The organism is Escherichia sp. WS3063, from assembly GCF_046486595.1.
In the GTDB taxonomy this organism is placed as follows: domain Bacteria; phylum Pseudomonadota; class Gammaproteobacteria; order Enterobacterales; family Enterobacteriaceae; genus Escherichia; species Escherichia coli.
Map to the genome: position 1 here is coordinate 1 of NZ_JBJQKY010000009.1, position 23,315 is coordinate 23,315.

Annotated in this window: 21 protein-coding genes and 1 rRNA gene; 10 read left to right on the top strand and 12 right to left on the bottom strand. The window is 52.0% G+C overall.

Translation table 11 applies throughout. The features are described from left to right. A 5S ribosomal RNA gene (gene rrf, locus ACJHYW_RS11045) occupies positions 1-99 on the top strand; the annotation flags it as partial. Positions 100-223: 124 nt separating this feature from the next. On the opposite strand, the gene ACJHYW_RS11050 is transcribed toward rrf, so the two are convergent. Next, on the bottom strand, positions 224-667 hold the full coding sequence (locus ACJHYW_RS11050; RefSeq protein WP_410233359.1) for an acetyltransferase: 444 nt from the start codon (positions 665-667) through the stop codon (positions 224-226). A gap of 156 nt (positions 668-823) precedes the next feature. On the opposite strand from ACJHYW_RS11050, the gene metA reads away from it, so the two are divergent. The 4 genes from metA (at position 824) to aceK (ending at position 6,865) form a co-directional block, all read left to right on the top strand. Beyond that, positions 824-1,753, top strand: coding sequence for a homoserine O-succinyltransferase (gene metA / locus ACJHYW_RS11055; RefSeq protein WP_001122786.1), 930 nt, complete (start codon positions 824-826; stop codon positions 1,751-1,753). Between the two features lie 268 nt (positions 1,754-2,021). Further along, a complete protein-coding gene (gene aceB, locus ACJHYW_RS11060) occupies positions 2,022-3,623 on the top strand; it encodes a malate synthase A (RefSeq protein ID WP_061092780.1) in 1,602 nt (533 codons plus the stop codon). A gap of 29 nt (positions 3,624-3,652) precedes the next feature. Continuing rightward, complete coding sequence (gene aceA / locus ACJHYW_RS11065; protein ID WP_000857856.1) at positions 3,653-4,957, top strand: isocitrate lyase; 1,305 nt, start codon at positions 3,653-3,655, stop codon at positions 4,955-4,957. Between the two features lie 183 nt (positions 4,958-5,140). After that, complete coding sequence (aceK, locus tag ACJHYW_RS11070; RefSeq protein WP_061092779.1) at positions 5,141-6,865, top strand: bifunctional isocitrate dehydrogenase kinase/phosphatase; 1,725 nt, start codon at positions 5,141-5,143, stop codon at positions 6,863-6,865. Between the two features lie 16 nt (positions 6,866-6,881). Here aceK and iclR read toward each other — a convergent pair whose 3' ends face one another. Then, positions 6,882-7,706, bottom strand: coding sequence for a glyoxylate bypass operon transcriptional repressor IclR (gene iclR, locus ACJHYW_RS11075; RefSeq protein ID WP_000226403.1), 825 nt, complete (start codon positions 7,704-7,706; stop codon positions 6,882-6,884). A 199-nt stretch (positions 7,707-7,905) separates the two neighbouring features. On the opposite strand from iclR, the gene metH reads away from it, so the two are divergent. The 4 genes from metH to ACJHYW_RS11095 all read left to right on the top strand — a co-directional run bounded on the left by metH (position 7,906) and on the right by ACJHYW_RS11095 (position 14,263). Beyond that, positions 7,906-11,589, top strand: coding sequence for a methionine synthase (gene metH / locus ACJHYW_RS11080; protein ID WP_061092778.1), 3,684 nt, complete (start codon positions 7,906-7,908; stop codon positions 11,587-11,589). A 59-nt stretch (positions 11,590-11,648) separates the two neighbouring features. Then, the gene (locus ACJHYW_RS11085; RefSeq protein ID WP_052925210.1) at positions 11,649-11,969 is read left to right on the top strand and encodes a hypothetical protein; all 321 of its coding nucleotides are present in this window, start codon (positions 11,649-11,651) and stop codon (positions 11,967-11,969) included. Positions 11,970-12,011: 42 nt separating this feature from the next. Next, entirely contained in the window at positions 12,012-12,461 is a 450-nt protein-coding gene (locus ACJHYW_RS11090; protein ID WP_001189562.1) for a hypothetical protein, read from the top strand. A 170-nt stretch (positions 12,462-12,631) separates the two neighbouring features. Beyond that, positions 12,632-14,263 carry a Na/Pi cotransporter family protein gene (locus ACJHYW_RS11095; protein WP_332266356.1) on the top strand — a complete coding sequence of 544 codons (1,632 nt, stop codon included), beginning with the start codon at positions 12,632-12,634 and terminating at the stop codon, positions 14,261-14,263. 89 nt (positions 14,264-14,352) lie between these two features. Here the strand turns inward: ACJHYW_RS11095 and pepE are convergent, their stop codons facing one another. The 9 genes from pepE to ACJHYW_RS11140 all read right to left on the bottom strand — a co-directional run bounded on the left by pepE (position 14,353) and on the right by ACJHYW_RS11140 (position 21,683). Continuing rightward, the gene (pepE, locus tag ACJHYW_RS11100) at positions 14,353-15,042 is read right to left on the bottom strand and encodes a dipeptidase PepE (RefSeq protein WP_000421763.1); all 690 of its coding nucleotides are present in this window, start codon (positions 15,040-15,042) and stop codon (positions 14,353-14,355) included. 122 nt (positions 15,043-15,164) lie between these two features. Then, positions 15,165-15,977 carry a shikimate 5-dehydrogenase gene (locus ACJHYW_RS11105; protein WP_061092777.1) on the bottom strand — a complete coding sequence of 271 codons (813 nt, stop codon included), beginning with the start codon at positions 15,975-15,977 and terminating at the stop codon, positions 15,165-15,167. Beyond that, a complete protein-coding gene (gene sorE / locus ACJHYW_RS11110; RefSeq protein WP_000858564.1) occupies positions 15,970-17,199 on the bottom strand; it encodes an L-sorbose 1-phosphate reductase in 1,230 nt (409 codons plus the stop codon). Before sorE ends, ACJHYW_RS11105 begins: the two co-directional genes overlap by 8 nt. A 51-nt stretch (positions 17,200-17,250) precedes the next feature. Further along, the gene (locus ACJHYW_RS11115) at positions 17,251-18,075 is read right to left on the bottom strand and encodes a PTS system mannose/fructose/sorbose family transporter subunit IID (RefSeq protein WP_000437897.1); all 825 of its coding nucleotides are present in this window, start codon (positions 18,073-18,075) and stop codon (positions 17,251-17,253) included. 10 nt (positions 18,076-18,085) lie between these two features. Then, positions 18,086-18,883 carry a PTS mannose/fructose/sorbose transporter subunit IIC gene (locus ACJHYW_RS11120; RefSeq protein ID WP_000406332.1) on the bottom strand — a complete coding sequence of 266 codons (798 nt, stop codon included), beginning with the start codon at positions 18,881-18,883 and terminating at the stop codon, positions 18,086-18,088. Positions 18,884-18,948: 65 nt separating this feature from the next. Beyond that, on the bottom strand, positions 18,949-19,443 hold the full coding sequence (locus tag ACJHYW_RS11125; RefSeq protein ID WP_001027853.1) for a PTS system mannose/fructose/N-acetylgalactosamine-transporter subunit IIB: 495 nt from the start codon (positions 19,441-19,443) through the stop codon (positions 18,949-18,951). Then, the gene (locus ACJHYW_RS11130; protein ID WP_000245626.1) at positions 19,443-19,850 is read right to left on the bottom strand and encodes a mannose/fructose/sorbose PTS transporter subunit IIA; all 408 of its coding nucleotides are present in this window, start codon (positions 19,848-19,850) and stop codon (positions 19,443-19,445) included. Before ACJHYW_RS11130 ends, ACJHYW_RS11125 begins: the two co-directional genes overlap by 1 nt. A 9-nt stretch (positions 19,851-19,859) precedes the next feature. Then, positions 19,860-20,666, bottom strand: coding sequence for an SDR family oxidoreductase (locus tag ACJHYW_RS11135; RefSeq protein ID WP_061092776.1), 807 nt, complete (start codon positions 20,664-20,666; stop codon positions 19,860-19,862). Positions 20,667-20,735: 69 nt separating this feature from the next. Next, on the bottom strand, positions 20,736-21,683 hold the full coding sequence (locus ACJHYW_RS11140; protein WP_061092775.1) for a sugar-binding transcriptional regulator: 948 nt from the start codon (positions 21,681-21,683) through the stop codon (positions 20,736-20,738). 347 nt (positions 21,684-22,030) lie between these two features. Between ACJHYW_RS11140 and rluF the strand changes: the two genes are divergently transcribed. Continuing rightward, a complete protein-coding gene (gene rluF / locus ACJHYW_RS11145; RefSeq protein WP_061092774.1) occupies positions 22,031-22,903 on the top strand; it encodes a 23S rRNA pseudouridine(2604) synthase RluF in 873 nt (290 codons plus the stop codon). On the opposite strand, the gene ACJHYW_RS11150 is transcribed toward rluF, so the two are convergent. After that, positions 22,904-23,176 carry a DUF3811 domain-containing protein gene (locus tag ACJHYW_RS11150; RefSeq protein ID WP_001207638.1) on the bottom strand — a complete coding sequence of 91 codons (273 nt, stop codon included), beginning with the start codon at positions 23,174-23,176 and terminating at the stop codon, positions 22,904-22,906. Positions 23,177-23,315: the final 139 nt, after the last annotated feature.

A 23,315-nucleotide genomic window follows, 5' to 3' on the forward strand; every position in this document is an offset into this window, starting at 1 on the left:
GGTGGTCCCACCTGACCCCATGCCGAACTCAGAAGTGAAACGCCGTAGCGCCGATGGTAGTGTGGGGTCTCCCCATGCGAGAGTAGGGAACTGCCAGGCATCAAATTTAGCAGAAGGCCATCCGTCAGGATGGCCTTTTTGCGCTGGTGCAGAAAACGGCCGGCTGCGACGCTGGCGCGTCTGCTCCAGCTTACGCAGGCACGATAGCACGATAGGGGGCAGCTTATTCCCCCACATATGCCAGATTCAGCAATGGATACGGTTTCCCCAAATCGTCCACCTCAGAGCGTCCCGTAACCTTAAAACCCATCTTCTTATAGAACTCAACAGCCTGCTTATTTTGCTCATTAACATTGGTTGTCAGTTCCGGTGCCATCGAGAGCGCATGTTCCACCAGCATCCGGCCCACGCCACAACCGCGCGCATCAGGATCGACAAAAAGCGCATCCATATGCTGCCCACTTAACAACATAAACCCAACCAGCCGATCCCGCTCATTAACCGCGACCCACAACGGCGCTTCCGGCAAGAAGGAACGAACTAGCTCCTCCAGCTCGGCCCGATACTCTGCTGATAAAAAATCGTGAGTGGCATCGACAGAACGACACCAAATCGCAACGAGTTCCTCCCCTTCCTCATGCCGTGAGCGGCGAATACTAATAACCATTTTCTCTCCTTTTCGTCATTCTTATATTCTAACGTAGCCTTTTCCTTGAAACTTTCTCACCTTCAACATGCAGACTCGACATTGGCAAATTTTCTGGTTATCTTCAGCTATCTGGATGTCTAAACGTATAAGCGTATGTAGTGAGGTAATCAGGTTATGCCGATTCGTGTGCCGGACGAGCTACCCGCCGTCAATTTCTTGCGTGAAGAAAACGTCTTTGTGATGACAACTTCTCGTGCGTCTGGTCAGGAAATTCGTCCGCTAAAGGTACTTATCCTTAACCTGATGCCGAAGAAGATCGAAACTGAAAATCAGTTTCTGCGCCTGCTTTCAAACTCACCTTTGCAGGTCGATATTCAGCTGTTGCGCATTGATTCCCGTGAATCGCGCAACACGCCCGCAGAGCATCTGAATAACTTCTACTGTAACTTTGAAGATATTCAGGAACAAAACTTTGACGGTCTGATAGTTACCGGCGCGCCGCTGGGCCTGGTGGAGTTTAATGATGTCGCTTACTGGCCGCAGATCAAACAGGTGCTGGAGTGGTCGAAAGATCACGTCACCTCGACGCTGTTTGTCTGCTGGGCGGTACAGGCCGCGCTAAATATCCTCTACGGCATTCCTAAGCAAACTCGCACCGACAAACTCTCTGGCGTTTACGAGCATCATATTCTCCATCCTCATGCGCTTCTGACGCGTGGCTTTGATGATTCATTCCTGGCACCGCATTCGCGCTATGCTGACTTTCCGGCAGCGTTGATTCGTGATTACACCGATCTGGAAATTCTGGCAGAGACGGAAGAAGGGGATGCATATCTGTTTGCCAGCAAAGATAAGCGCATTGCCTTTGTGACGGGCCATCCCGAATATGATGCGCAAACGCTGGCGCAGGAATATTTCCGCGATGTGGAAGCCGGACTAGACCCGGAAGTACCGTATAACTATTTCCCGCACAATGATCCGCAAAACAAACCGCGAGCGAGCTGGCGTAGTCACGGTAATTTGCTGTTTACCAACTGGCTCAACTATTACGTCTACCAGATCACGCCATACGATCTACGGCACATGAATCCAACGCTGGATTAATCTTCTGTGATAGTCGATCGTTAAGCGATTCAGCACCTTACCTCAGGCACCTTCGGGTGCCTTTTTTATTTCCGAAACGCACCTCAGTAGGTGAATAAAATTTATTCATATTGTTATCAATAAGTTATCAAGTATTTTTAATTAAAATGGAAATTGTTTTTGATTTTGCATTTTAAATGAGTAGTCTTAGTTGTGCTGAACGAAAAGCGCACAACGATCCTTCGTTCACAGTGGGGAAGTTTTCGGATCCATGACGAGGAGCTGCACGATGACTGAACAGGCAACAACAACCGATGAACTGGCTTTCATAAGGCCGTATGGCGAGCAGGAGAAGCAAATTCTTACTGCCGAAGCGGTAGAATTTCTGACTGAGCTGGTGACGCATTTTACGCCACAACGCAATAAACTTCTGGCAGCGCGCATTCAGCAGCAGCAGGATATCGATAACGGAACGTTGCCTGATTTTATTTCGGAAACAGCTTCCATTCGTGATGCTGACTGGAAAATTCGTGGTATTCCCGCGGACTTACAAGATCGTCGAGTCGAGATAACTGGCCCGGTTGAGCGCAAGATGGTGATCAACGCGCTCAACGCCAATGTGAAAGTCTTTATGGCCGATTTCGAAGATTCACTGGCCCCGGACTGGAACAAAGTGATCGACGGGCAAATTAACCTGCGCGATGCGGTTAACGGCACCATCAGCTATACCAATGAAGCAGGCAAAATTTATCAGCTCAAGCCCAATCCAGCGGTGTTGATTTGTCGGGTACGTGGTCTGCACTTGCCGGAAAAACATGTCACCTGGCGTGGTGAGGCAATCCCCGGTAGCCTGTTTGATTTTGCGCTCTATTTCTTCCACAACTATCAGGCACTGTTGGCAAAGGGCAGCGGTCCCTATTTCTATCTGCCGAAAACCCAGTCCTGGCAGGAAGCGGCCTGGTGGAGCGAAGTCTTCAGCTATGCAGAAGATCGCTTTAATCTGCCGCGCGGCACCATCAAGGCGACGTTGCTGATTGAAACGCTGCCCGCCGTGTTCCAGATGGACGAAATCCTTCACGCGCTGCGTGACCATATTGTTGGTCTGAACTGCGGTCGTTGGGATTACATCTTCAGTTATATCAAAACGTTGAAAAACTATCCCGATCGCGTCCTGCCAGATAGACAGGCAGTGAAGATGGATAAACCCTTCCTGAATGCTTACTCACGCCTGTTGATTAAAACCTGCCATAAACGCGGTGCTTTTGCGATGGGCGGTATGGCGGCATTTATTCCGAGCAAAGATGAAGAGCGCAATAACCAGGTGCTCAACAAAGTAAAAGCGGATAAATCGCTGGAAGCTAATAACGGTCACGATGGCACATGGATTGCCCACCCAGGCCTTGCGGATACGGCAATGGCGGTATTCAACGACATTCTCGGCTCCCGTAAAAATCAGCTTGAAGTGATGCGCGAACAAGACGCGCCGATTACTGCCGATCAGCTGCTGGCACCTTGTGATGGTGAACGCACCGAAGAAGGTATGCGCGCCAACATTCGCGTGGCTGTGCAGTACATCGAAGCGTGGATCTCTGGCAACGGCTGTGTGCCGATTTATGGCCTGATGGAAGATGCGGCGACGGCTGAAATTTCCCGTACCTCAATCTGGCAGTGGATCCATCATCAAAAAACGTTGAGCAATGGCAAACCGGTGACCAAAGCCTTGTTCCGCCAGATGCTGGGCGAAGAGATGAAAGTCATTGCCAGCGAACTGGGCGAAGAACGTTTCTCCCAGGGGCGTTTTGACGATGCCGCACGTTTGATGGAACAGATCACCACTTCCGATGAGTTAATTGATTTCCTGACCCTGCCAGGCTACCGCCTGTTAGCGTAAACCACCACATAACTATGGAGCATCTGCACATGAAAACCCGTACACAACAAATTGAAGAATTACAGAAAGAGTGGACTCAACCGCGTTGGGAAGGCATTACTCGCCCGTACAGCGCGGAAGATGTGGTGAAATTACGCGGTTCAGTCAATCCTGAATGCACGCTGGCGCAACTGGGTGCGGCGAAAATGTGGCGTCTGCTGCACGGCGAGTCGAAAAAAGGCTACATCAACAGCCTCGGTGCACTGACTGGCGGTCAGGCGCTGCAACAGGCGAAAGCGGGTATTGAAGCAGTCTATCTGTCGGGATGGCAGGTAGCGGCGGACGCTAACCTGGCGGCCAGCATGTATCCGGATCAGTCGCTCTATCCGGCAAACTCGGTGCCAGCTGTGGTGGAGCGGATCAACAACACCTTCCGCCGTGCGGATCAGATCCAATGGTCCGCAGGCATTGAGCCGGGCGATCCGCGCTATGTCGATTACTTCCTGCCGATCGTTGCCGATGCGGAAGCCGGTTTTGGCGGTGTCCTGAATGCCTTTGAACTGATGAAAGCGATGATTGAAGCCGGTGCAGCGGCAGTTCACTTCGAAGATCAGCTGGCATCAGTGAAGAAATGCGGTCACATGGGCGGCAAAGTTTTAGTGCCAACTCAGGAAGCTATTCAGAAACTGGTCGCGGCGCGTCTGGCAGCTGACGTGACGGGCGTTCCAACCCTGCTGGTTGCTCGTACCGATGCCGATGCGGCGGATCTGATTACCTCCGATTGCGACCCATATGACAGCGAATTTATTACCGGCGAGCGTACCAGCGAAGGCTTCTTCCGTACTCATGCAGGTATTGAACAAGCAATCAGCCGTGGCCTGGCGTATGCGCCATATGCTGACCTGGTATGGTGTGAAACCTCCACGCCGGATCTGGAACTGGCACGTCGCTTTGCACAAGCCATCCACGCGAAATATCCGGGCAAACTGCTGGCTTATAACTGCTCGCCGTCGTTCAACTGGCAGAAAAACCTCGACGACAAAACTATTGCCAGCTTCCAGCAGCAGCTGTCGGATATGGGCTACAAGTTCCAGTTCATCACCCTGGCAGGTATCCACAGCATGTGGTTCAACATGTTTGACCTGGCAAACGCCTATGCCCAGGGCGAGGGTATGAAGCACTATGTTGAGAAAGTGCAGCAGCCGGAATTTGCCGCCGCGAAAGATGGCTATACCTTCGTATCTCACCAGCAGGAAGTGGGTACAGGTTACTTCGATAAAGTGACGACCATTATTCAGGGCGGCACGTCGTCGGTTACCGCACTGACTGGCTCCACTGAAGAATCGCAGTTCTAAGCAACCTACAAACGTTGCTGACTGTAGGCCGGATAAGGCATTTACGCCGCATCCGGCAATCGGTGCACGATGCCTGATGCGACGCTTGCGCGTCTTATCATGCCTACAACCGTTGCCGAACGTAGGCTGGATAAGGCGTTTACGCCGCATCCGGCAATTCTCTGCTCCTGATGAGGGCGCTAAATGCCGCGTGGCCTGGAATTACTGATTGCTCAAACCATTTTGCAAGGCTTCGACGCTCAGTATGGTCGATTCCTCGAAGTGACTTCCGGGGCGCAGCAGCGTTTCGAACAGGCCGACTGGCATGCTGTCCAGCAGGCGATGAAAAACCGTATCCATCTTTACGATCATCACGTGGGTCTGGTGGTGGAGCAACTGCGCTGCATTACCAACGGCCAAAGCACGGACGCGGCATTTTTACTGCGCGTCAAAGAGCATTACACGCGGCTGTTGCCGGATTACCCGCGCTTCGAGATTGCGGAGAGCTTTTTTAACTCCGTGTACTGTCGGTTATTTGACCACCGCTCGCTTACTCCCGAGCGGCTTTTTATCTTTAGCTCCCAGCCAGAGCGCCGTTTTCGTACCATTCCGCGCCCGCTGGCGAAAGACTTTCACCCCGATCACGGCTGGGAATCTCTGCTGATGCGTGTTATCAGCGACCTGCCGTTGCGTCTGCGCTGGCAGAATAAAAGCCGTGACATTCATTACATCGTTCGCCATCTGACGGAAACGCTGGGGACAGACAACCTCGCGGAAAGTCATTTACAGGTGGCGAACGAACTGTTTTACCGCAATAAAGCCGCCTGGCTGGTGGGCAAACTGATCACGCCTTCCGGCACATTGCCATTTTTGCTGCCGATCCACCAGACGGACGACGGCGAGTTATTTATTGATACTTGCCTGACGACGACCGCCGAAGCGAGCATTGTTTTTGGCTTTGCGCGTTCTTATTTTATGGTTTATGCACCGCTGCCCGCAGCGCTGGTCGAGTGGCTACGGGAAATTCTGCCAGGTAAAACCACCGCTGAATTGTATATGGCTATCGGCTGCCAGAAGCACGCTAAAACCGAAAGCTACCGCGAATATCTCGTTTATCTACAGGGCTGTAATGAGCAGTTCATTGAAGCGCCGGGTATTCGTGGCATGGTGATGCTGGTGTTTACGCTGCCGGGCTTTGATCGGGTATTCAAAGTCATCAAAGACAAGTTCGCGCCGCAGAAAGAGATGTCTGCCGCTCACGTTCGCGCCTGCTATCAACTGGTGAAAGAGCACGATCGCGTGGGCCGAATGGCGGACACCCAGGAGTTTGAAAACTTTGTGCTGGAGAAGCGGCATATTTCCCCGGCATTAATGGAATTACTGCTCCAGGAAGCAGCGGAAAAAATCACCGATCTCGGCGAACAGATTGTGATTCGCCATCTCTACATCGAACGGCGGATGGTGCCGCTTAATATCTGGCTTGAGCAAGTTGAGGGGCAGCAATTGCGTGATGTTATTGAAGAGTACGGCAATGCCATTCGCCAGCTTGCCGCTGCCAACATCTTCCCTGGGGATATGTTATTTAAAAACTTTGGCGTCACCCGTCACGGGCGCGTGGTGTTTTATGATTACGACGAAATTTGCTACATGACGGAAGTGAATTTCCGCGACATCCCGCCGCCGCGCTACCCGGAGGACGAACTTGCCAGCGAACCGTGGTACAGCGTCTCGCCGGGCGATGTTTTCCCGGAAGAGTTTCGCCATTGGCTATGCGCCGACTCGCGTATTGGGCCACTGTTTGAAGAGATGCACGCCGACCTGTTCCGCGCCGACTACTGGCGCGCGCTACAAAACCGCATTCGTGAAGGACATGTGGAAGATGTTTATGCGTATCGGCGCAGGCAGAGGTTTAGCGTTCGATTCGTATAAATCAGAGGCGAAAAAGTCAGCGCATTCCACCGTACGCCAGCGTCACTTCCTTCGCCGCTTTAATCACCATCGCGCCAAACTCGGTCACGCGGTCATCGGTAATACGTGAAATCGGTCCGGAAATAGAAATTGCGGCAAACGGTTCACGGTGCTCATCGAAAATACACGCTGCAAGGCAACGTAGCCCCAGCGCATGTTCCTCATCGTCAAATGAATAACCCCGTTTGCGCGTTTGGGCGAGATCTTCTTTTAAATGCACAGGAGACACCAGCGTTGCGTGGGTATAGGCATGTAACCCTTTGCGGTGCAGCAGCTTCGTCACCTGTTCTTCGCTCAGTTGGGCTAAAAAGGCTTTACCCGCACCGGAAGCGTGCATAGGTAATTTACCGCCGATAGGCGCGGACATTCGCATCAGGTGGGTACACTGTACCTGGTCGATAATAATCGCTTCATGATCGCTTTGATCAAGCACCGCCATATTGACCGTTTCGCCAGACTCTTCCATTAGATTGCGCAGGATAGGGTGAACAATTGCTAACAAATTACGGCTCTGGAGAAAGCTGCTGCCGACCATAAAGGCATGTGCGCCGATTGCCCAGTGTCCCAGTTCGCCAACCTGACGCACGAAACCCTGCTGTTGCATCGTGGTTAGCAGGCGGTGGGTCGTGGAATTGGGTAACCCAGCTTGTTGCGCCAGCTCCGTGAGTGCCACACTGCCATTGGATTCGGCAATCCACTCCAGTAATTTCAGGCCACGCGTTAAAGACTGAACCTGCCCAGTCGCTGGTGCGGTGGCAACGGCGGGTTTTCTGCCGCGTTTCGCGGGAATGGGTGCGACCATGACAGTCTCCTTTTTCTGTATCGTGGAAATCATTTTCATTTTTATTGTTAGCTAATGCAATAGTTGCTGAACTGATCCGATGAGTTAATGTTGAACAAATCTCATGTTGGGTAGTGGTTGCTTTTACCACAGATGCGTTTATGCCAGTATGGTTTGTTGAATTTTTATTAAATCTGGGTTGAGCGTGTCGGGAGCAAGTGTGAGCAGCAAAGTGGAACAACTGCGTGCGCAGTTAAATGAACGTATTCTGGTGCTGGACGGCGGTATGGGCACCATGATCCAGAGCTATCGACTGAACGAAGCCGATTTTCGTGGTGAACGCTTTGCCGACTGGCCATGCGACCTCAAAGGCAACAACGACCTGCTGGTACTCAGTAAACCGGAAGTGATCGCCGCTATCCACAACGCCTACTTTGAAGCGGGCGCGGATATCATCGAAACCAACACCTTCAACTCCACAACCATTGCGATGGCGGATTACCAGATGGAATCCCTGTCGGCGGAAATCAACTTTGCGGCGGCGAAACTGGCGCGCGCCTGTGCTGATGAGTGGACCGCGCGCACGCCGGAGAAACCGCGCTACGTTGCCGGTGTTCTCGGCCCGACCAACCGCACGGCGTCTATTTCTCCGGACGTCAACGATCCGGCATTCCGCAACATCACTTTTGACCAGCTGGTGGCGGCCTATCGCGAATCCACCAAAGCGCTGGTGGAAGGTGGTGCGGATCTGATCCTGATCGAAACCGTTTTCGACACCCTTAACGCCAAAGCGGCGGTTTTTGCGGTGAAAACGGAGTTTGAAGCGCTGGGCGTTGAGCTGCCGATTATGATCTCCGGCACCATCACCGACGCCTCCGGGCGCACGCTCTCCGGGCAGACCACCGAAGCGTTTTATAACTCTCTGCGCCACGCCGAAGCGCTGACTTTCGGCCTTAACTGTGCGCTGGGGCCAGACGAACTGCGCCAGTACGTGCAGGAGCTGTCACGGATTGCGGAATGCTACGTCACCGCGCACCCAAACGCCGGGCTACCCAACGCCTTTGGTGAGTACGATCTCGACGCCGACACGATGGCAAAACAGATACGTGAATGGGCGCAAGCGGGCTTTCTCAATATCGTCGGCGGCTGCTGTGGCACCACGCCACAACATATTGCAGCGATGAGTCGTGCAGTAGAAGGATTAGCGCCGCGCAAACTGCCGGAAATCCCCGTAGCCTGCCGTTTGTCCGGCCTGGAGCCGCTGAACATTGGCGAAGATAGCCTGTTTGTGAACGTGGGTGAACGCACCAACGTCACCGGTTCCGCTAAGTTCAAGCGCCTGATCAAAGAAGAGAAATACAGCGAGGCGCTGGATGTGGCGCGTCAGCAGGTGGAAAACGGTGCGCAGATTATCGATATCAACATGGATGAAGGGATGCTCGACGCCGAAGCGGCGATGGTGCGTTTTCTCAATCTGATTGCCGGTGAACCGGATATCGCTCGCGTGCCGATTATGATCGACTCCTCAAAATGGGATGTCATTGAAAAAGGTCTGAAGTGTATCCAGGGCAAAGGCATTGTTAACTCTATTTCGATGAAAGAAGGCGTCGACGCTTTTATCCATCACGCGAAATTGTTGCGTCGTTACGGTGCGGCAGTCGTGGTAATGGCTTTTGACGAACAGGGCCAGGCCGATACCCGCGCACGGAAAATCGAGATTTGCCGTCGGGCGTACAAAATCCTCACCGAAGAGGTTGGCTTCCCGGCTGAAGATATCATCTTCGACCCGAACATCTTCGCGGTCGCAACTGGCATTGAAGAGCACAACAATTACGCGCAGGACTTTATCGGCGCGTGTGAAGACATCAAACGTGAACTGCCGCACGCACTGATTTCCGGCGGCGTTTCTAACGTTTCTTTCTCATTCCGTGGCAACGATCCGGTGCGCGAAGCCATTCACGCGGTGTTCCTCTACTACGCTATTCGCAATGGCATGGATATGGGGATCGTCAACGCCGGGCAATTGGCGATTTACGACGACCTGCCTACCGAGCTACGCGACGCGGTGGAGGATGTGATCCTCAACCGTCGCGACGATGGCACCGAGCGTTTACTCGAGCTTGCCGAGAAATATCGCGGCAGCAAAACCGACGACACCGCTAACACCCAGCAGGCAGAGTGGCGTTCGTGGGAAGTGAATAAACGTCTGGAATACTCGCTGGTCAAAGGCATTACCGAGTTTATCGAGCAGGATACCGAAGAAGCCCGCCAGCAGGCTACGCGTCCGATTGAAGTGATTGAAGGCCCGTTGATGGACGGCATGAACGTGGTCGGCGACCTGTTTGGCGAGGGCAAAATGTTCCTGCCGCAGGTGGTGAAATCGGCGCGCGTCATGAAACAGGCGGTGGCGTATCTCGAGCCGTTCATTGAAGCCAGCAAAGAGCAGGGTAAAACCAACGGCAAGATGGTGATCGCCACAGTGAAGGGCGATGTCCACGACATCGGTAAAAATATCGTTGGCGTGGTGCTGCAATGTAACAACTACGAAATTGTCGATCTCGGCGTGATGGTGCCTGCGGAAAAAATTCTCCGTACCGCTAAAGAAGTGAATGCTGATTTGATTGGCCTTTCGGGGCTGATCACGCCGTCGCTGGACGAGATGGTTAACGTGGCGAAAGAGATGGAGCGTCAGGGCTTCACCATTCCGCTATTGATTGGCGGCGCGACCACCTCAAAAGCGCACACGGCGGTGAAAATTGAGCAGAACTACAGCGGCCCGACGGTGTATGTGCAGAACGCTTCACGCACCGTTGGTGTGGTGGCGGCGTTGCTTTCCGACACTCAGCGCGATGATTTCGTTGCTCGTACCCGCAAGGAGTACGAAACCGTGCGTATTCAGCACGGACGAAAGAAACCACGCACACCACCGGTCACGCTGGAAGCGGCGCGTGATAACGACTTCGCTTTTGACTGGCAGGCTTACACGCCGCCGGTGGCGCACCGTCTCGGTGTGCAGGAAGTCGAAGCCAGCATCGAAACGCTGCGTAATTACATCGACTGGACGCCGTTCTTTATGACCTGGTCGCTGGCCGGGAAGTATCCGCGCATTCTGGAAGATGAAGTGGTAGGTGTTGAGGCGCAGCGGCTGTTTAAAGACGCCAACGACATGCTGGATAAATTAAGCGCCGAAAAAATGCTGAACCCGCGTGGCGTGGTGGGCCTGTTCCCGGCAAACCGTGTGGGCGATGACATTGAAATCTACCGTGACGAAACGCGTACCCATGTGATCAACGTCAGCCACCATCTGCGCCAACAGACCGAAAAAACCGGCTTCGCTAACTACTGTCTCGCTGACTTCGTTGCGCCGAAGCTTTCTGGTAAAGCAGATTACATCGGCGCATTTGCCGTGACTGGCGGGCTGGAAGAGGACGCACTGGCTGATGCCTTTGAAGCGCAGCACGATGATTACAACAAAATCATGGTGAAAGCCCTTGCAGACCGTCTGGCGGAAGCCTTTGCGGAGTATCTCCATGAGCGTGTGCGTAAAGTCTACTGGGGCTATGCGCCGAACGAGAACCTCAGCAACGAAGAGCTGATCCGCGAAAACTACCAGGGCATCCGTCCGGCACCGGGCTATCCGGCCTGCCCGGAACATACGGAAAAAGCCACCATCTGGGAGCTGCTGGAAGTGGAAAAACATACCGGCATGAAACTCACAGAATCTTTCGCCATGTGGCCCGGTGCATCGGTTTCGGGTTGGTATTTCAGCCACCCGGACAGCAAGTACTACGCGGTGGCGCAAATTCAGCGCGACCAGGTCGAAGACTATGCCCGCCGTAAAGGAATGAGCGTCTCAGATGTTGAGCGCTGGCTGGCACCGAATCTGGGGTATGATGCCGAGTAAGTGATAACACCGGGGTATTTGCCCCGGTTTTTAATGTCATAAATAATGGATTATTGAACATGATAAAAATCGATGAAATAGATTTTTTTGCTTTCGAAGGATGTTCAGAGTCCGAAGTTACTGAACTATTAGGAAAAAAACCAACAGGTTATAATGATTGGATAATTAATATAAAAACAGGTGTGGAGTGGGTCTTTTATGATGGTCGTTTTTGGTTAGATTTTCGTAAATCCAAAGAGGGTATAAGGTGTATCTCATGCAGTATTCTGTATCACGATAAAAGTAAAGGGCGTATCGATGTCTTGTTTAGTGAAGGTATGGCTGACAGGATTTTTAAAAATACGGGTGGAGTGTTAATCCAAAAACGCCCGCAATTATAATAATTCCTGGTAATATTTGTTTTCGTAAAAAGGATTTACTTTATGCAACGTCAATATAAAAAATACATTCTTCTTTTTTGGGGTGTCATGGATGTTATCGCGATAGCCACATATTTGTTCTACTCGCTTGGTAATGGTCGTATCCCTTTTTATTCCGATATCGTTCATTCACTTTCTTTACTTAAGGATATCGGTGTTGAAGGCGGTTTTTACGCTTATGCAGTCGCCACTGTTACGCTACAAATAGTATTATTGTTCTCTTTATTCTTTTCTGCGCAATGTTTTTTAAGACAAGAATTATTTAGTTTCTCTTTTTTGGCGATTCAGGAGTTTATGCGTTTTGCTACCGTAAGCTGTTCAATCTCCGTAATACCGTTGTTACTTAATTATTTTCATTCACAGGATCTGGTCTTAAATATTTCGTTGTTTATCTTCTCAGAGGTCACAAAAGTGACAACGATTATCTGGTGTAAACGACAGGGGAAAGTGTGACAGAAATAGCAACAGATACAGGTGGATTTTTATATAAATGCCTTTTTAAATGCTTTCTTGTATAAATCTCTTATACTGAAAGTACATACAAGAGAAATGCCTGGATAAAAATAACGTGATTAGAAAAATCTTAACAGGAAAATGCATAACAAAAAGGAGAACCTGATTCCGTGCTAACTTTGCTTCACCTGCTTTCTGCCGTCGCCCTGCTGGTCTGGGGGACTCATATTGTTCGAACCGGCGTAATGCGCGTCTTCGGCGCGCGTCTGCGTACTGTTCTTAGCCGAAGCGTCGAAAAGAAGCCGCTCGCCTTTTGCGCGGGGATAGGCGTTACCGCACTGGTGCAGAGCAGTAATGCCACCACCATGCTGGTGACCTCGTTTGTCGCTCAGGATCTGGTAGCCCTCGCACCGGCTCTGGTGATTGTGCTGGGTGCAGATGTCGGGACGGCGCTAATGGCGCGTATTCTCACCTTCGACTTATCCTGGCTGTCACCGTTACTTATTTTTATCGGCGTGATTTTTTTCCTCGGACGCAAACAGTCACGCGCCGGGCAACTGGGCCGCGTCGGTATTGGTCTTGGGCTGATTTTGCTGGCGCTGGAGTTGATTGTGCAGGCCGTAACGCCGATCACCCAGGCAAACGGCGTTCAGGTGATCTTTGCCTCGCTGACCGGCGATATTCTGCTGGATGCGCTGATTGGCGCGATGTTCGCCATTATCAGCTACTCCAGCCTTGCTGCTGTACTGCTGACCGCGACTCTGACCGCCGCAGGCATTATCTCCTTCCCCGTGGCGCTCTGTCTGGTGATTGGTGCTAACCTCGGTTCCGGTCTGCTGGCGATGCTCAACAACAGTGCCGCCAATGCCGCAGCCCGCCGTGTCGCGCTGGGTAGCCTGCTGTTTAAGCTGGTGGGTAGCCTGATTATCCTGCCGTTTGTCCATTTGCTGGCAGAGACAATGGGGAAGTTGCCACTGCCAAAAGCGGAACTGGTGATCTATTTCCACGTCTTCTACAACCTTGTACGCTGCCTGGTCATGCTGCCATTTGTTGACCCGATGGCACGGTTTTGCAAAACGATTATTCGCGATGAACCGGAACTGGATACCCAGCTACGACCCAAACATCTGGATGTCAGCGCGCTGGATACGCCCACGCTTGCTCTGGCGAACGCCGCGCGCGAAACCCTGCGCATTGGCGACGCCATGGAACAGATGATGGAAGGGCTGAATAAAGTGATGCACGGCGAGCCACGGCAGGAGAAAGAGCTGCGTAAGCTGGCAGATGATATCAACGTTCTCTATACCGCCATTAAGCTGTATCTGGCGCGGATGCCAAAAGAAGAGCAGGCGGAGGAAGAGTCGCGCCGCTGGGCGGAGATCATCGAAATGTCGCTCAACCTTGAACAGGCCTCCGATATCGTCGAGCGCATGGGGAGCGAAATTGCCGATAAATCGCTGGCAGCACGGCGGGCATTTTCGCTTGATGGCTTGAAGGAACTGGATGCGCTCTATGAGCAATTGCTCAGTAATTTAAAACTGGCAATGTCGGTTTTCTTCTCTGGCGATGTTACCAGCGCCCGTCGTTTGCGCCGCAGCAAGCATCGCTTTCGCATTCTTAATCGCCGTTATTCCCATGCTCACGTCGATCGCCTGCATCAGCAAAACGTGCAAAGCATTGAAACCAGTTCGCTACATTTAGGCTTACTGGGAGATATGCAGCGTCTGAACTCGCTGTTTTGTTCGGTGGCTTACAGTGTGCTGGAACAGCCGGATGAAGACGAAGGACGGGACGAGTATTAATACCGTGACCCTGTAGGCCTGATAAGACGCGTAAAGCGTCGCATCAGGCACGATGAACAAGATGCCGGATTATGCATCCGGCAATTCACTTAAAAACGGTGACCCGCTTCCAGCGGCACCGCTTCTTCACCAGCCTTAAACACATAAGTGGTGTTCGGGCCACCCAGCGTAGCGTGACCTTTACTCACCGTGATCCAGTTACCTTCCGGTAGACCAATAATTGTGAGTTCTGGCGCGACGACCAGCAGTTCGCGAATACGCTGCTCACGCGTTTCACCTTTATGGCCTTCCGGCAGCGCGTTGGTGAAGTGCGGGTTGATTTGCAACGGGAACAGATTCAGCGCATCGAAACCTTGCGGATCGACAATCGGCATATCGTTGGTGGTACGAATGGTTGGGCAAGCAAGGTTAGCGCCTGCGCTCCAGCCAATATACAGCGCGCCACGTTTCACCACGTCAGTAATTGGTGCCAGCAGCCCGCGCTCGCGGCACTGTTTCAGCAACTGGAAAGTATTCCCGCCGCCGACAATCACGATCTCAGCATTTTCAATCGCGGCAACGGGATCGACAACGCTATGAATACCGGTGACAGAAACACCCAGCGGAGCGAGAACCGCAGCCGTTTTCGCTGTGTAATCATCCCAGGTCTGCGTTACGCCAGCGAAAGGAATAAATACCGCTGAACGGCGACCCTGCAACTGTTCAGCAATCAGCGGCAGCGCGTGTTCCAGCCAGGCTTTACCCGGCAGCGTCGAGTTACTCAATAAAAGCAGTTCCATTACTTCTCCGGTTAGTAAGAAATCACGGGAGCCATGCTACCACTGTGATTTTAACCGCTTACTGACATGGCTCACGATGTTGCGCATTGCTTCTGGCGTGGCAAACAAGGCGCTGATGTTTCTTATCCTTCTCGTGCAAATTGTGCCGCCTCAGCAATCAGTTGCGCATCAGGCCGTACGCCGGTATACATTGCGAACTGCTCGACGGCCTGTAAAGCAATCACCTCCGCACCGCTAATCGTCTGCTTATCAAGCCGTTGCGCCAGGCGAATGAGCGGCGTTTCCGGCGGCAAGGCCACGACATCAAAAACGACGCTTGCCGTTGAGACCATCGCTTCGCTGAAGGCCAGCTCATGGCTCTCTTTACCGCCGCTCATGCCAACGGGCGTCACGTTGACCAGAATGTCGCAGGCGATGCCTTCCGGCTGCGGTTGCCACTGAAACCCATACTGCTTCGCCAGCGCCGGGCCGCTCTCGCGGTTGCGGGCGGCAATGATAACATCCGTAAACCCCGCGTCGCGAAAGGCGGCAATCACCGCTTTGCCCATGCCGCCACTGCCGCGAATCATCACTCGCGTGGTGGTATTGAGCTGGTGGTGGGTAATCAGGCTTTTCACCGCGATATAGTCGGTGTTAAACCCGGTCAGCCTGCCGTCGTCATTCACGATGGTATTCACGGAATCAATGACCTTCGCCGACGGATCGATCGCGTCGAGAAAAGGCATGCAGCTTTCTTTAAACGGCATCGACACAGCGCAACCGCGAATACCCAACGCGCGAACCCCTTTCACCGCCGCTGCAATATCCTGGGTGGTGAACGCTTTATAGATGAAATTCAGCCCCAGCTTTTCATAAAGATAATTGTGAAAACGCGTGCCGAAGTTACCGGGGCAGCCGGCCAGCGACATGCAGAGTTGAGTATCGCGATTAATCATGGGAAATCGCCTCTGCATGGGCGAGCAGGTACTGCTCCGCCTCGCCGGACCAGACTCCCTGATGACGCGCCAGAATCGCCGCCAGTTCTTCATCCTGAATCTGCGTGAGTGATGTCAGCGGCAGATATTTCCCGGTATACACCAGTTTTTTCCCGCCGCCGACGGCAGGCAATTCAAGCGTGGTTTCGCCCGCGGCATTCAGCCCAAGAATATGTGTTACCACTTTTGCGGCCTGCACTTTTTTCTCTTCAATCAATTTGACCGCTGCGCGCATGTCGTCGGTATTGCCGCCTGACGTGCCTACGTAGTGGGTAAATGCATAATGCACATCGTAGAAATTAATTGGCGCGCTGAAGTGCTTATCCTGCGGTCCGGCGAAGAAATTCAGGCAACCATCTGTCGCCAGCAAGGAAGAGGCGAGAGTCACCAGTCCTTCATTAGGCACAAAGACGAAAATATCATCGAAGCCGTGACCGCCACTCAGCGCCATTAACGTATCAAATGCTGCATCGGTGGCATTGAGATAATGAATCAGTGTTTGCGGTTCTGATGGATAGTGCTTGCGCGCATAACTCAATTTGTCGTTGTCGGTATCGGTAATGACGAGCAGCGAAGGGTTAACGGGTCCATGTAGCGCATAATCAATCGCCAACAGTCCCATTGGTCCGGTGCCGCCGAGGATCAGCGTGCGCCCTTGCGGGCGAATCCCCATCGTGTGGTTATAACTACCTTCCTGAAGATGATAGTTGGCGTTGAACGCGCCAATCACGCAGGAAAGCGGTTCAACCAGCGAGCCTTCAAAATAGGTTTCGCCGTCGTATGCCAGCAGGCAATCTTGTTCCATGACCTCGTTGGGAATAACCACATGCGTCGCTTCGCCGCCTACCCACGGGAAGGAGTAGCCGGGGCAGTCCGGGCGGTCGGGGAGTTGCAGGTTGGCCTGAATCACATAACGCTGACCCGGCTGGAATTTGTGCTGCCACTTTTTACCCACGGCCAGAATATCGCCGCAAAATTCGTGGCCGATGATGATGGGATTGGTCGCCACATCGTCGGGTACTTTTTTATGGTTTTCCCCCAGATTGGCCTCTTTCCAGGAAGAGAGGCACAGGCTGTCAGTGACCACCGTTGCGAGGATTTCATCCTCCTGCATTTCAGGAAGGTCAAAGGTTTCCAGGCGTAAATCACGTTTACCATAAAGACGCAGAGCTGTTGTTTTCATAAACCACCTCATGTTGAACGATGGCCCCGACGGTTGCGCCGGGGCGAAGAATCAGGACAGGAAGCCCAGCGCATTACCGATAATCCCTAAACCAAACAGGGCGAAAATCAGCCATACCGGGTTAATTTTTTTGTTGAGCAGACGTACCATCAGCAGCGTCAAACCGAGCGCCAGCAATCCAGGGCAAAGCTGGTCGAGAATGTTCTGTACGGTCATAGTGACGGTGGCACCATCGGCGGCAGGCGTTTGTGAAACCACTAACGGCACGTTGATCGATGTCCATTTGGTCACCAGTACGCCCATTACAAACAGCCCGAGAATCGACGCGCCTTCGGTCAGTTTTTGCAGCAAATTACCGCCCATATCGCTGACGATATTCACCCCTTTACGAAAGCCCAGTTGCAGCCCATACCATTTCATTGCCAGACGTACTGCATTGAAAATAAAGAAGAACAGCAGGGGGCCGAGAATGTTGCCCGAAAGTGCCAGAGATGCGCCGAGCGCGGCGGTAATCGGGCGCAGCGTTCCCCAGACCAGTGGATCGCCAACTCCTGCCAATGGTCCCATCAGACCTACTTTGATGCCGTTAATGGTACCGTCATCAATTTCCGCGCCGTTGGCTCGCGCCTCTTCCATGGCGGCAGTGACGCCGATGACCGGGCCACATACGGCTGGCGTGGTATTGAAGAACACCAGGTGTCGCCTGAGCGCCGCAACCTGATCCTCTTTTAATGGGTAAAGTCGTTTGATGGCGGGGATCATGTCGTAGCAAAAACCCAGCCCGTGAATACGTTCAAAGTTAAAGGATGCCTGTTGCAGGTTGGAGCGCAGAAACATGCTCACCAGATCGCTGCGTGTAATTTTTCTCTGTTCCATGATGGCTCCGTTAATCATCAAGTTGGTCAAGGGCGGTGATAGTGGTGGTCTGGGGATGTGGTTCAGCTTTACGCCACTGTGGATTTAACTGGATGTAGAGCAGGGCCATGATCACGCCGACGCCACCGAACGCCAGCAGACTGAGATCGAGGTAGCCACCTGCGAGGAAACCGAGGAAAAAGAAAGGCATCAAATATTTCACGCCCATCATGCGAAGCACCATGGCGTAACCGACCACCACGATAAAACCGCCAGCAATCTGCAGTCCACGGGTCACAAATTCGGGAATGGCGCTCAGCATATTGCTCACCATATCGGCGCTGACGAACAGCGAGACAATCAGTGCCGGAATAGCAACGCGCAGTGCCTGCACGCCAAGCGCGGAGACATGCAGAATATCGAGAGTGCGAAACCGTGCTTCTTCCGCTGCTTTATCCGCCGCGTGCTGGAACACTACGGTGATGGTACGGGCAAACACCGTTAGCACCTGGCCTGCCGCAGCCACAGGCAACGCGATGGCGATTCCGGTGGCGATGCTTTGCTGACCAACGATAACCAGAATGGCGGAGATTATGCTGGCGAGTGCAGAATCCGGAGATTGCGCCGCGCCGACGTTCATCCAGCCGAGAGCTATCAATTCCAGCGTACCACCGAGCATAATTCCGGTTTTTAAATCACCGAGAATTAAACCAATCACCGTACAGGCAATTAACGGACGATGAGTCTGAAATTCATCCAGCACGCTGCCCATTCCGGCAATACAGGAAAAAAGAAATATAGCAATAATTTGTAGGGTACTTATTTCCATGATTTGTCACCTTTTAAGTGTCGTCATCCCTGCCTGTTAAAGCATATGTACACAGGCGCTATTATTTAATTTGCGATTAACTGTTCGTTTATTTTGTCGATAATATTGATTGAGGGATCTGACGCTACGACGCGTAAATCCAGTATGACGCCAAGATTATTTAACTCATGAAATGCGTTAATATCATCGTCATCTAATGAAACTGCTTTGGTTAACTGTTTTTTACCAGGACGCCAGGCCATACCGCCAATATTCAGGGTACCTATTTTTACCCCCTGGCGAACCATCGCTAAGGCATCCTGTGGGCGAGTGAAAAGATAAAAAACGGTTTCGTCCTGATATTGCGGGTTGTGATAAACCGCGACGGCTTTTTCAATATTGACCACGTTAACCTTCATTCCCGGTGGCGCAGCCTGACGCAATAATGTCCGGCGAACTTCATCGTTATAAACTTCGTCATTGCAGATAATAATGCGCTGGGCGTTAGCCACTTTCGACCAGACGGTAGTGACCTGACCGTGGATCAGGCGGTCATCAATGCGGGCGAGCGTAATGTTCATCAGAAATCCTCCTCTGCCGTTGCCACCTGTCTCCAGACGACGCAGGATTGCTTTGCGATTTGCGTCAGGTGTTCACACAGTTCATCAACATTCATGCTGTCCTGGTTATCAACCAGTTCGAGCGCCAGCGGCAGTGAAAGGCCGCTGATTACCCGCAGACGAGGATTGCGCATCGCAAGCACCGCTGCCGCATTCCACGGGCTGCCGCACTGTAAATCCACGGCGATTAGCCACTCGTCATGATTGTGAATGCTCACTAACTTCTCCAGCTTTGCCACAATGTCTCCGGCGTTCTCGCCGGGCACAAATTCAACTGCCTCGACCCTGGCATCGCCGTACACCATCTGAACCGATTCCAGCATGGCGCAGGCTAATTTGCCGTGGGCGCAAAAAATGGCATTGACCATAAAGCCTCCTTAGCCGCGCGTTTTGCCGCCCGCAATGTTAGTGGTTACTCCGGTGATATAGCTGGCGCGTTCAGACAGCAGATAACAAACAAAATCAGCCACTTCTGCTAATCTTCCGGCGCGCCCAATAGGAATGGCGTTTTTGGTATAGCCTTCACGCAGCTGCTCGACGGTGATATTGCGCGTCCAAGCCAGCGCTTCTTCATATTCCGGCGTGCGCAGTCCTGTTTTTTCCAGAATCCCCGGCGCGATACCGACCACACGGATACCGTGCTTACCCAGCTCTTTCGACCAGGAGCGCGTGAAGCTATTGAGCGCGGCTTTGGTCGCGGCGTAACAGCTTTGGCCTTCTGAGCCTTCCAGCCCACTTTCTGAGGAAACATTCACAATCACGCCATCATGTTGTTTGACCATCTGTCGCGCCACCGCCTGCGACATCAGAAAAACGCCTTTCTGGTTGATATTGACCATTTTTTCGAATGCCGCTTCGTTGAGTTCATACTGCCCGGCAGGCGCTTTCTCATCGACCAGCAGACGCGGAAAATTGACCCCGGCGTTATTGACCAGACCGTCGATGCGACCAAAACGCTGGATAATTTCTGCTACCGTATGATTTACCTCTTTGGCGCTGGAAATATCGGTCGGCCAAAACTGATAGCCTTTATGACCTTCATATTGTCCATCGCCACCGTGAATATCGACCATCTGTACATTCGCGCCTTGTGCTAATAATTCATCCACAATCGCCAGACCAATGCCGGATGCGCCACCGGTGACAATAATGATTTTATTCTGCAAATTTAACCACGTTTGCATAACAGACTCCTGATTTTAGATAATAGGGACCCGCCGTAATTTTTATTACGGTAAACATCGGGAAGATTTTTATTTCAGTAATAGTTCAGCTGTGCTGCTATTCGTTACCAGACAATTAATATATTTTCCACGCAGTGCACCAACAATTCCGCTGTATTTTTCTTCACTCATGGCAATGCCAATGGAATATCGTGCCTGCTTTAATTTATTCATTTCGATAGAGAGTGTTTTTTCGCTCATATTCGTTTCAACCATTGCGCCGTGAATATCAAAAAAGCGCGAGCAAATATCGCCAGCAACCTGGCGGGCATTCAGGTCGTCACTCTCTTCACCACCATAAAACGCATGCCAGTTAGCGCCGTCGCGAATGGCCGGTGAGCCAATTCCCACCAGGGCGACATCCAGATTATCCCAGTAGGCAGAGATGGTTTTAAAGTGCTGAGACTGCATGATCCCATTACGAATTAAGGGGTTATCCAGTAGAGCCGGAAAATCCGCGAGATGCGATTCCCCTTTCAACTTCGCTGCCGCGCTGTAGGTTAATGTGTTTACATGATAGCGGCTTTCGAGTTTACCGGACGGGCCGCCAATAATTGGTATGCAGATTAACTGCCGCGATTGCCCCGCCTGCGGCAAGTTTTCAACCAGTGCGCTCACCGCGCGACCCCAGGAAAAACCGACAATATCGCCAGGCTCCAGCAAGCGATCCAGCAGTTGCGCGCCGTGTAACCCCATCATCGCCAGTTGAGTCTCTTCATCCTCATCATTTCCCGACACCACCACAACGTCTTTCAGGCCAAACTTTTGCTTCAGTTGCTGCTCCAGCCAGAGATTTTCGTTGTAGTCATAGTTGATGGCGATGGTGACAATTCCCTGATCGCGGCCTCGTTTAAGCAAGCGGCTGATGGTGGTGCGGTAAATACCCAGTTCGCACGCGATTTGCGCCTGCGTCATATCCTGTTCGTAATAGAGTTGGGCAATCTTCACAATCAAACGGATATCGTCACTGTTTTCCATTGCCGCCTCCTGGTTCTGCACATTTGTGCAAATACGCTTTCTCACCGCTTGATCTGATATAACCCCATCATGATGGCCTTTCAAAGCGATTTTTCACTCTTTGCATGGGGAGAAATAGCGCTTTCTCTTGCACATTTGTTTCTCTGCGTAGTAGTCATCAGCACAGGTGTGCAGCGATTCGTAATATGTTGATTATCCTTATTTTGCCAGGCAAATTTGCATCGTACTTCCGGAGACACTTTTGTGATAAAAGGCGTGGCAGATCACATTTAATTTCGACGTTGCCGCATAACCCTGTTTTTCCCCGCTAAGAGGTACGGTATATTCCGCGTTTTACAGGAGAATTTATGCTGCCCGACTCATCAGTCCGTTTAAATAAATACATCAGCGAAAGCGGAATTTGCTCACGCCGCGAAGCGGATCGCTATATCGAGCAAGGCAATGTGTTCCTTAATGGCAAGCGAGCCACCATTGGCGATCAGGTGAAACCCGGCGACGTTGTGAAAGTAAATGGTCAGTTGATTGAGCCTCGGGAAGCCGAAGATTTGGTACTTATCGCCCTGAACAAGCCCGTCGGTATTGTCAGCACCACCGAAGATGGCGAGCGCGATAACATTGTCGATTTCGTTAACCACAGCAAACGCGTGTTCCCGATTGGCCGCCTGGATAAAGACTCCCAGGGGCTGATTTTCCTCACCAATCACGGCGATCTGGTGAATAAGATCCTCCGTGCGGGTAACGATCATGAGAAAGAGTATCTGGTGACGGTTGATAAACCGATTACCGATGAATTTATTCGTGGTATGGGGGCGGGAGTGCCGATCCTCGGGACGGTGACGAAAAAGTGCAAAGTCAAAAAAGAAGCGCCGTTTGTCTTCCGCATTACCCTGGTGCAGGGGCTGAACCGTCAGATCCGTCGCATGTGCGAGCACTTTGGTTACGAAGTGAAAAAGCTGGAACGTACGCGCATTATGAACGTCAGCTTAAGCGGCATTCCGCTGGGGGAGTGGCGCGATTTAACCGACGATGAGTTAATCGACCTCTTTAGGCTCATCGAAAATTCCTCTTCCGAGGCAAAACCTAAAGCGAAGGCCAAACCGAAAACGGTAGGCATCAAACGTCCAGTCGTTAAGATGGAAAAAACGGCGGAAAAAGGCGGTCGCCCGGCGTCCAACGGTAAGCGTTTTACCTCGCCGGGGCGCAAAAAGAAGGGGCGTTAATCAGCGCCTGCCGCGCGTCGACGTATTTGCTGACCAGCTAAATGACGCCTCAGGATCCGGTTTATAAGCCTGCTTTTTCTTCAATTGGCGGGCTTTTTTCGCTTCAGCCTCACGCTCGACCATTAATTTATCGATGTACTCTTTCTTAATGCTGTTGGTTTCGGAGTTGGTCAGTACGCGACCATGCGCAATCCGCGCCCGATCCAGCAATGTTTTAAGTTCACGCTGCTCGCGTTCAGTCATCTCTTTTTGGGTAATACGGGGGAGTGCCATGATGGTGCCCTCAGTGAGCCAGAGAGTTCAGTGTACGGGAATTCGTTTGCGAGCAGAACTGATAATATTCCTTTGTTCCCTTCTTAAATATCTATCTTTCTTGATAATTGACGATAAATACAGATAAAAATTTAGCAAA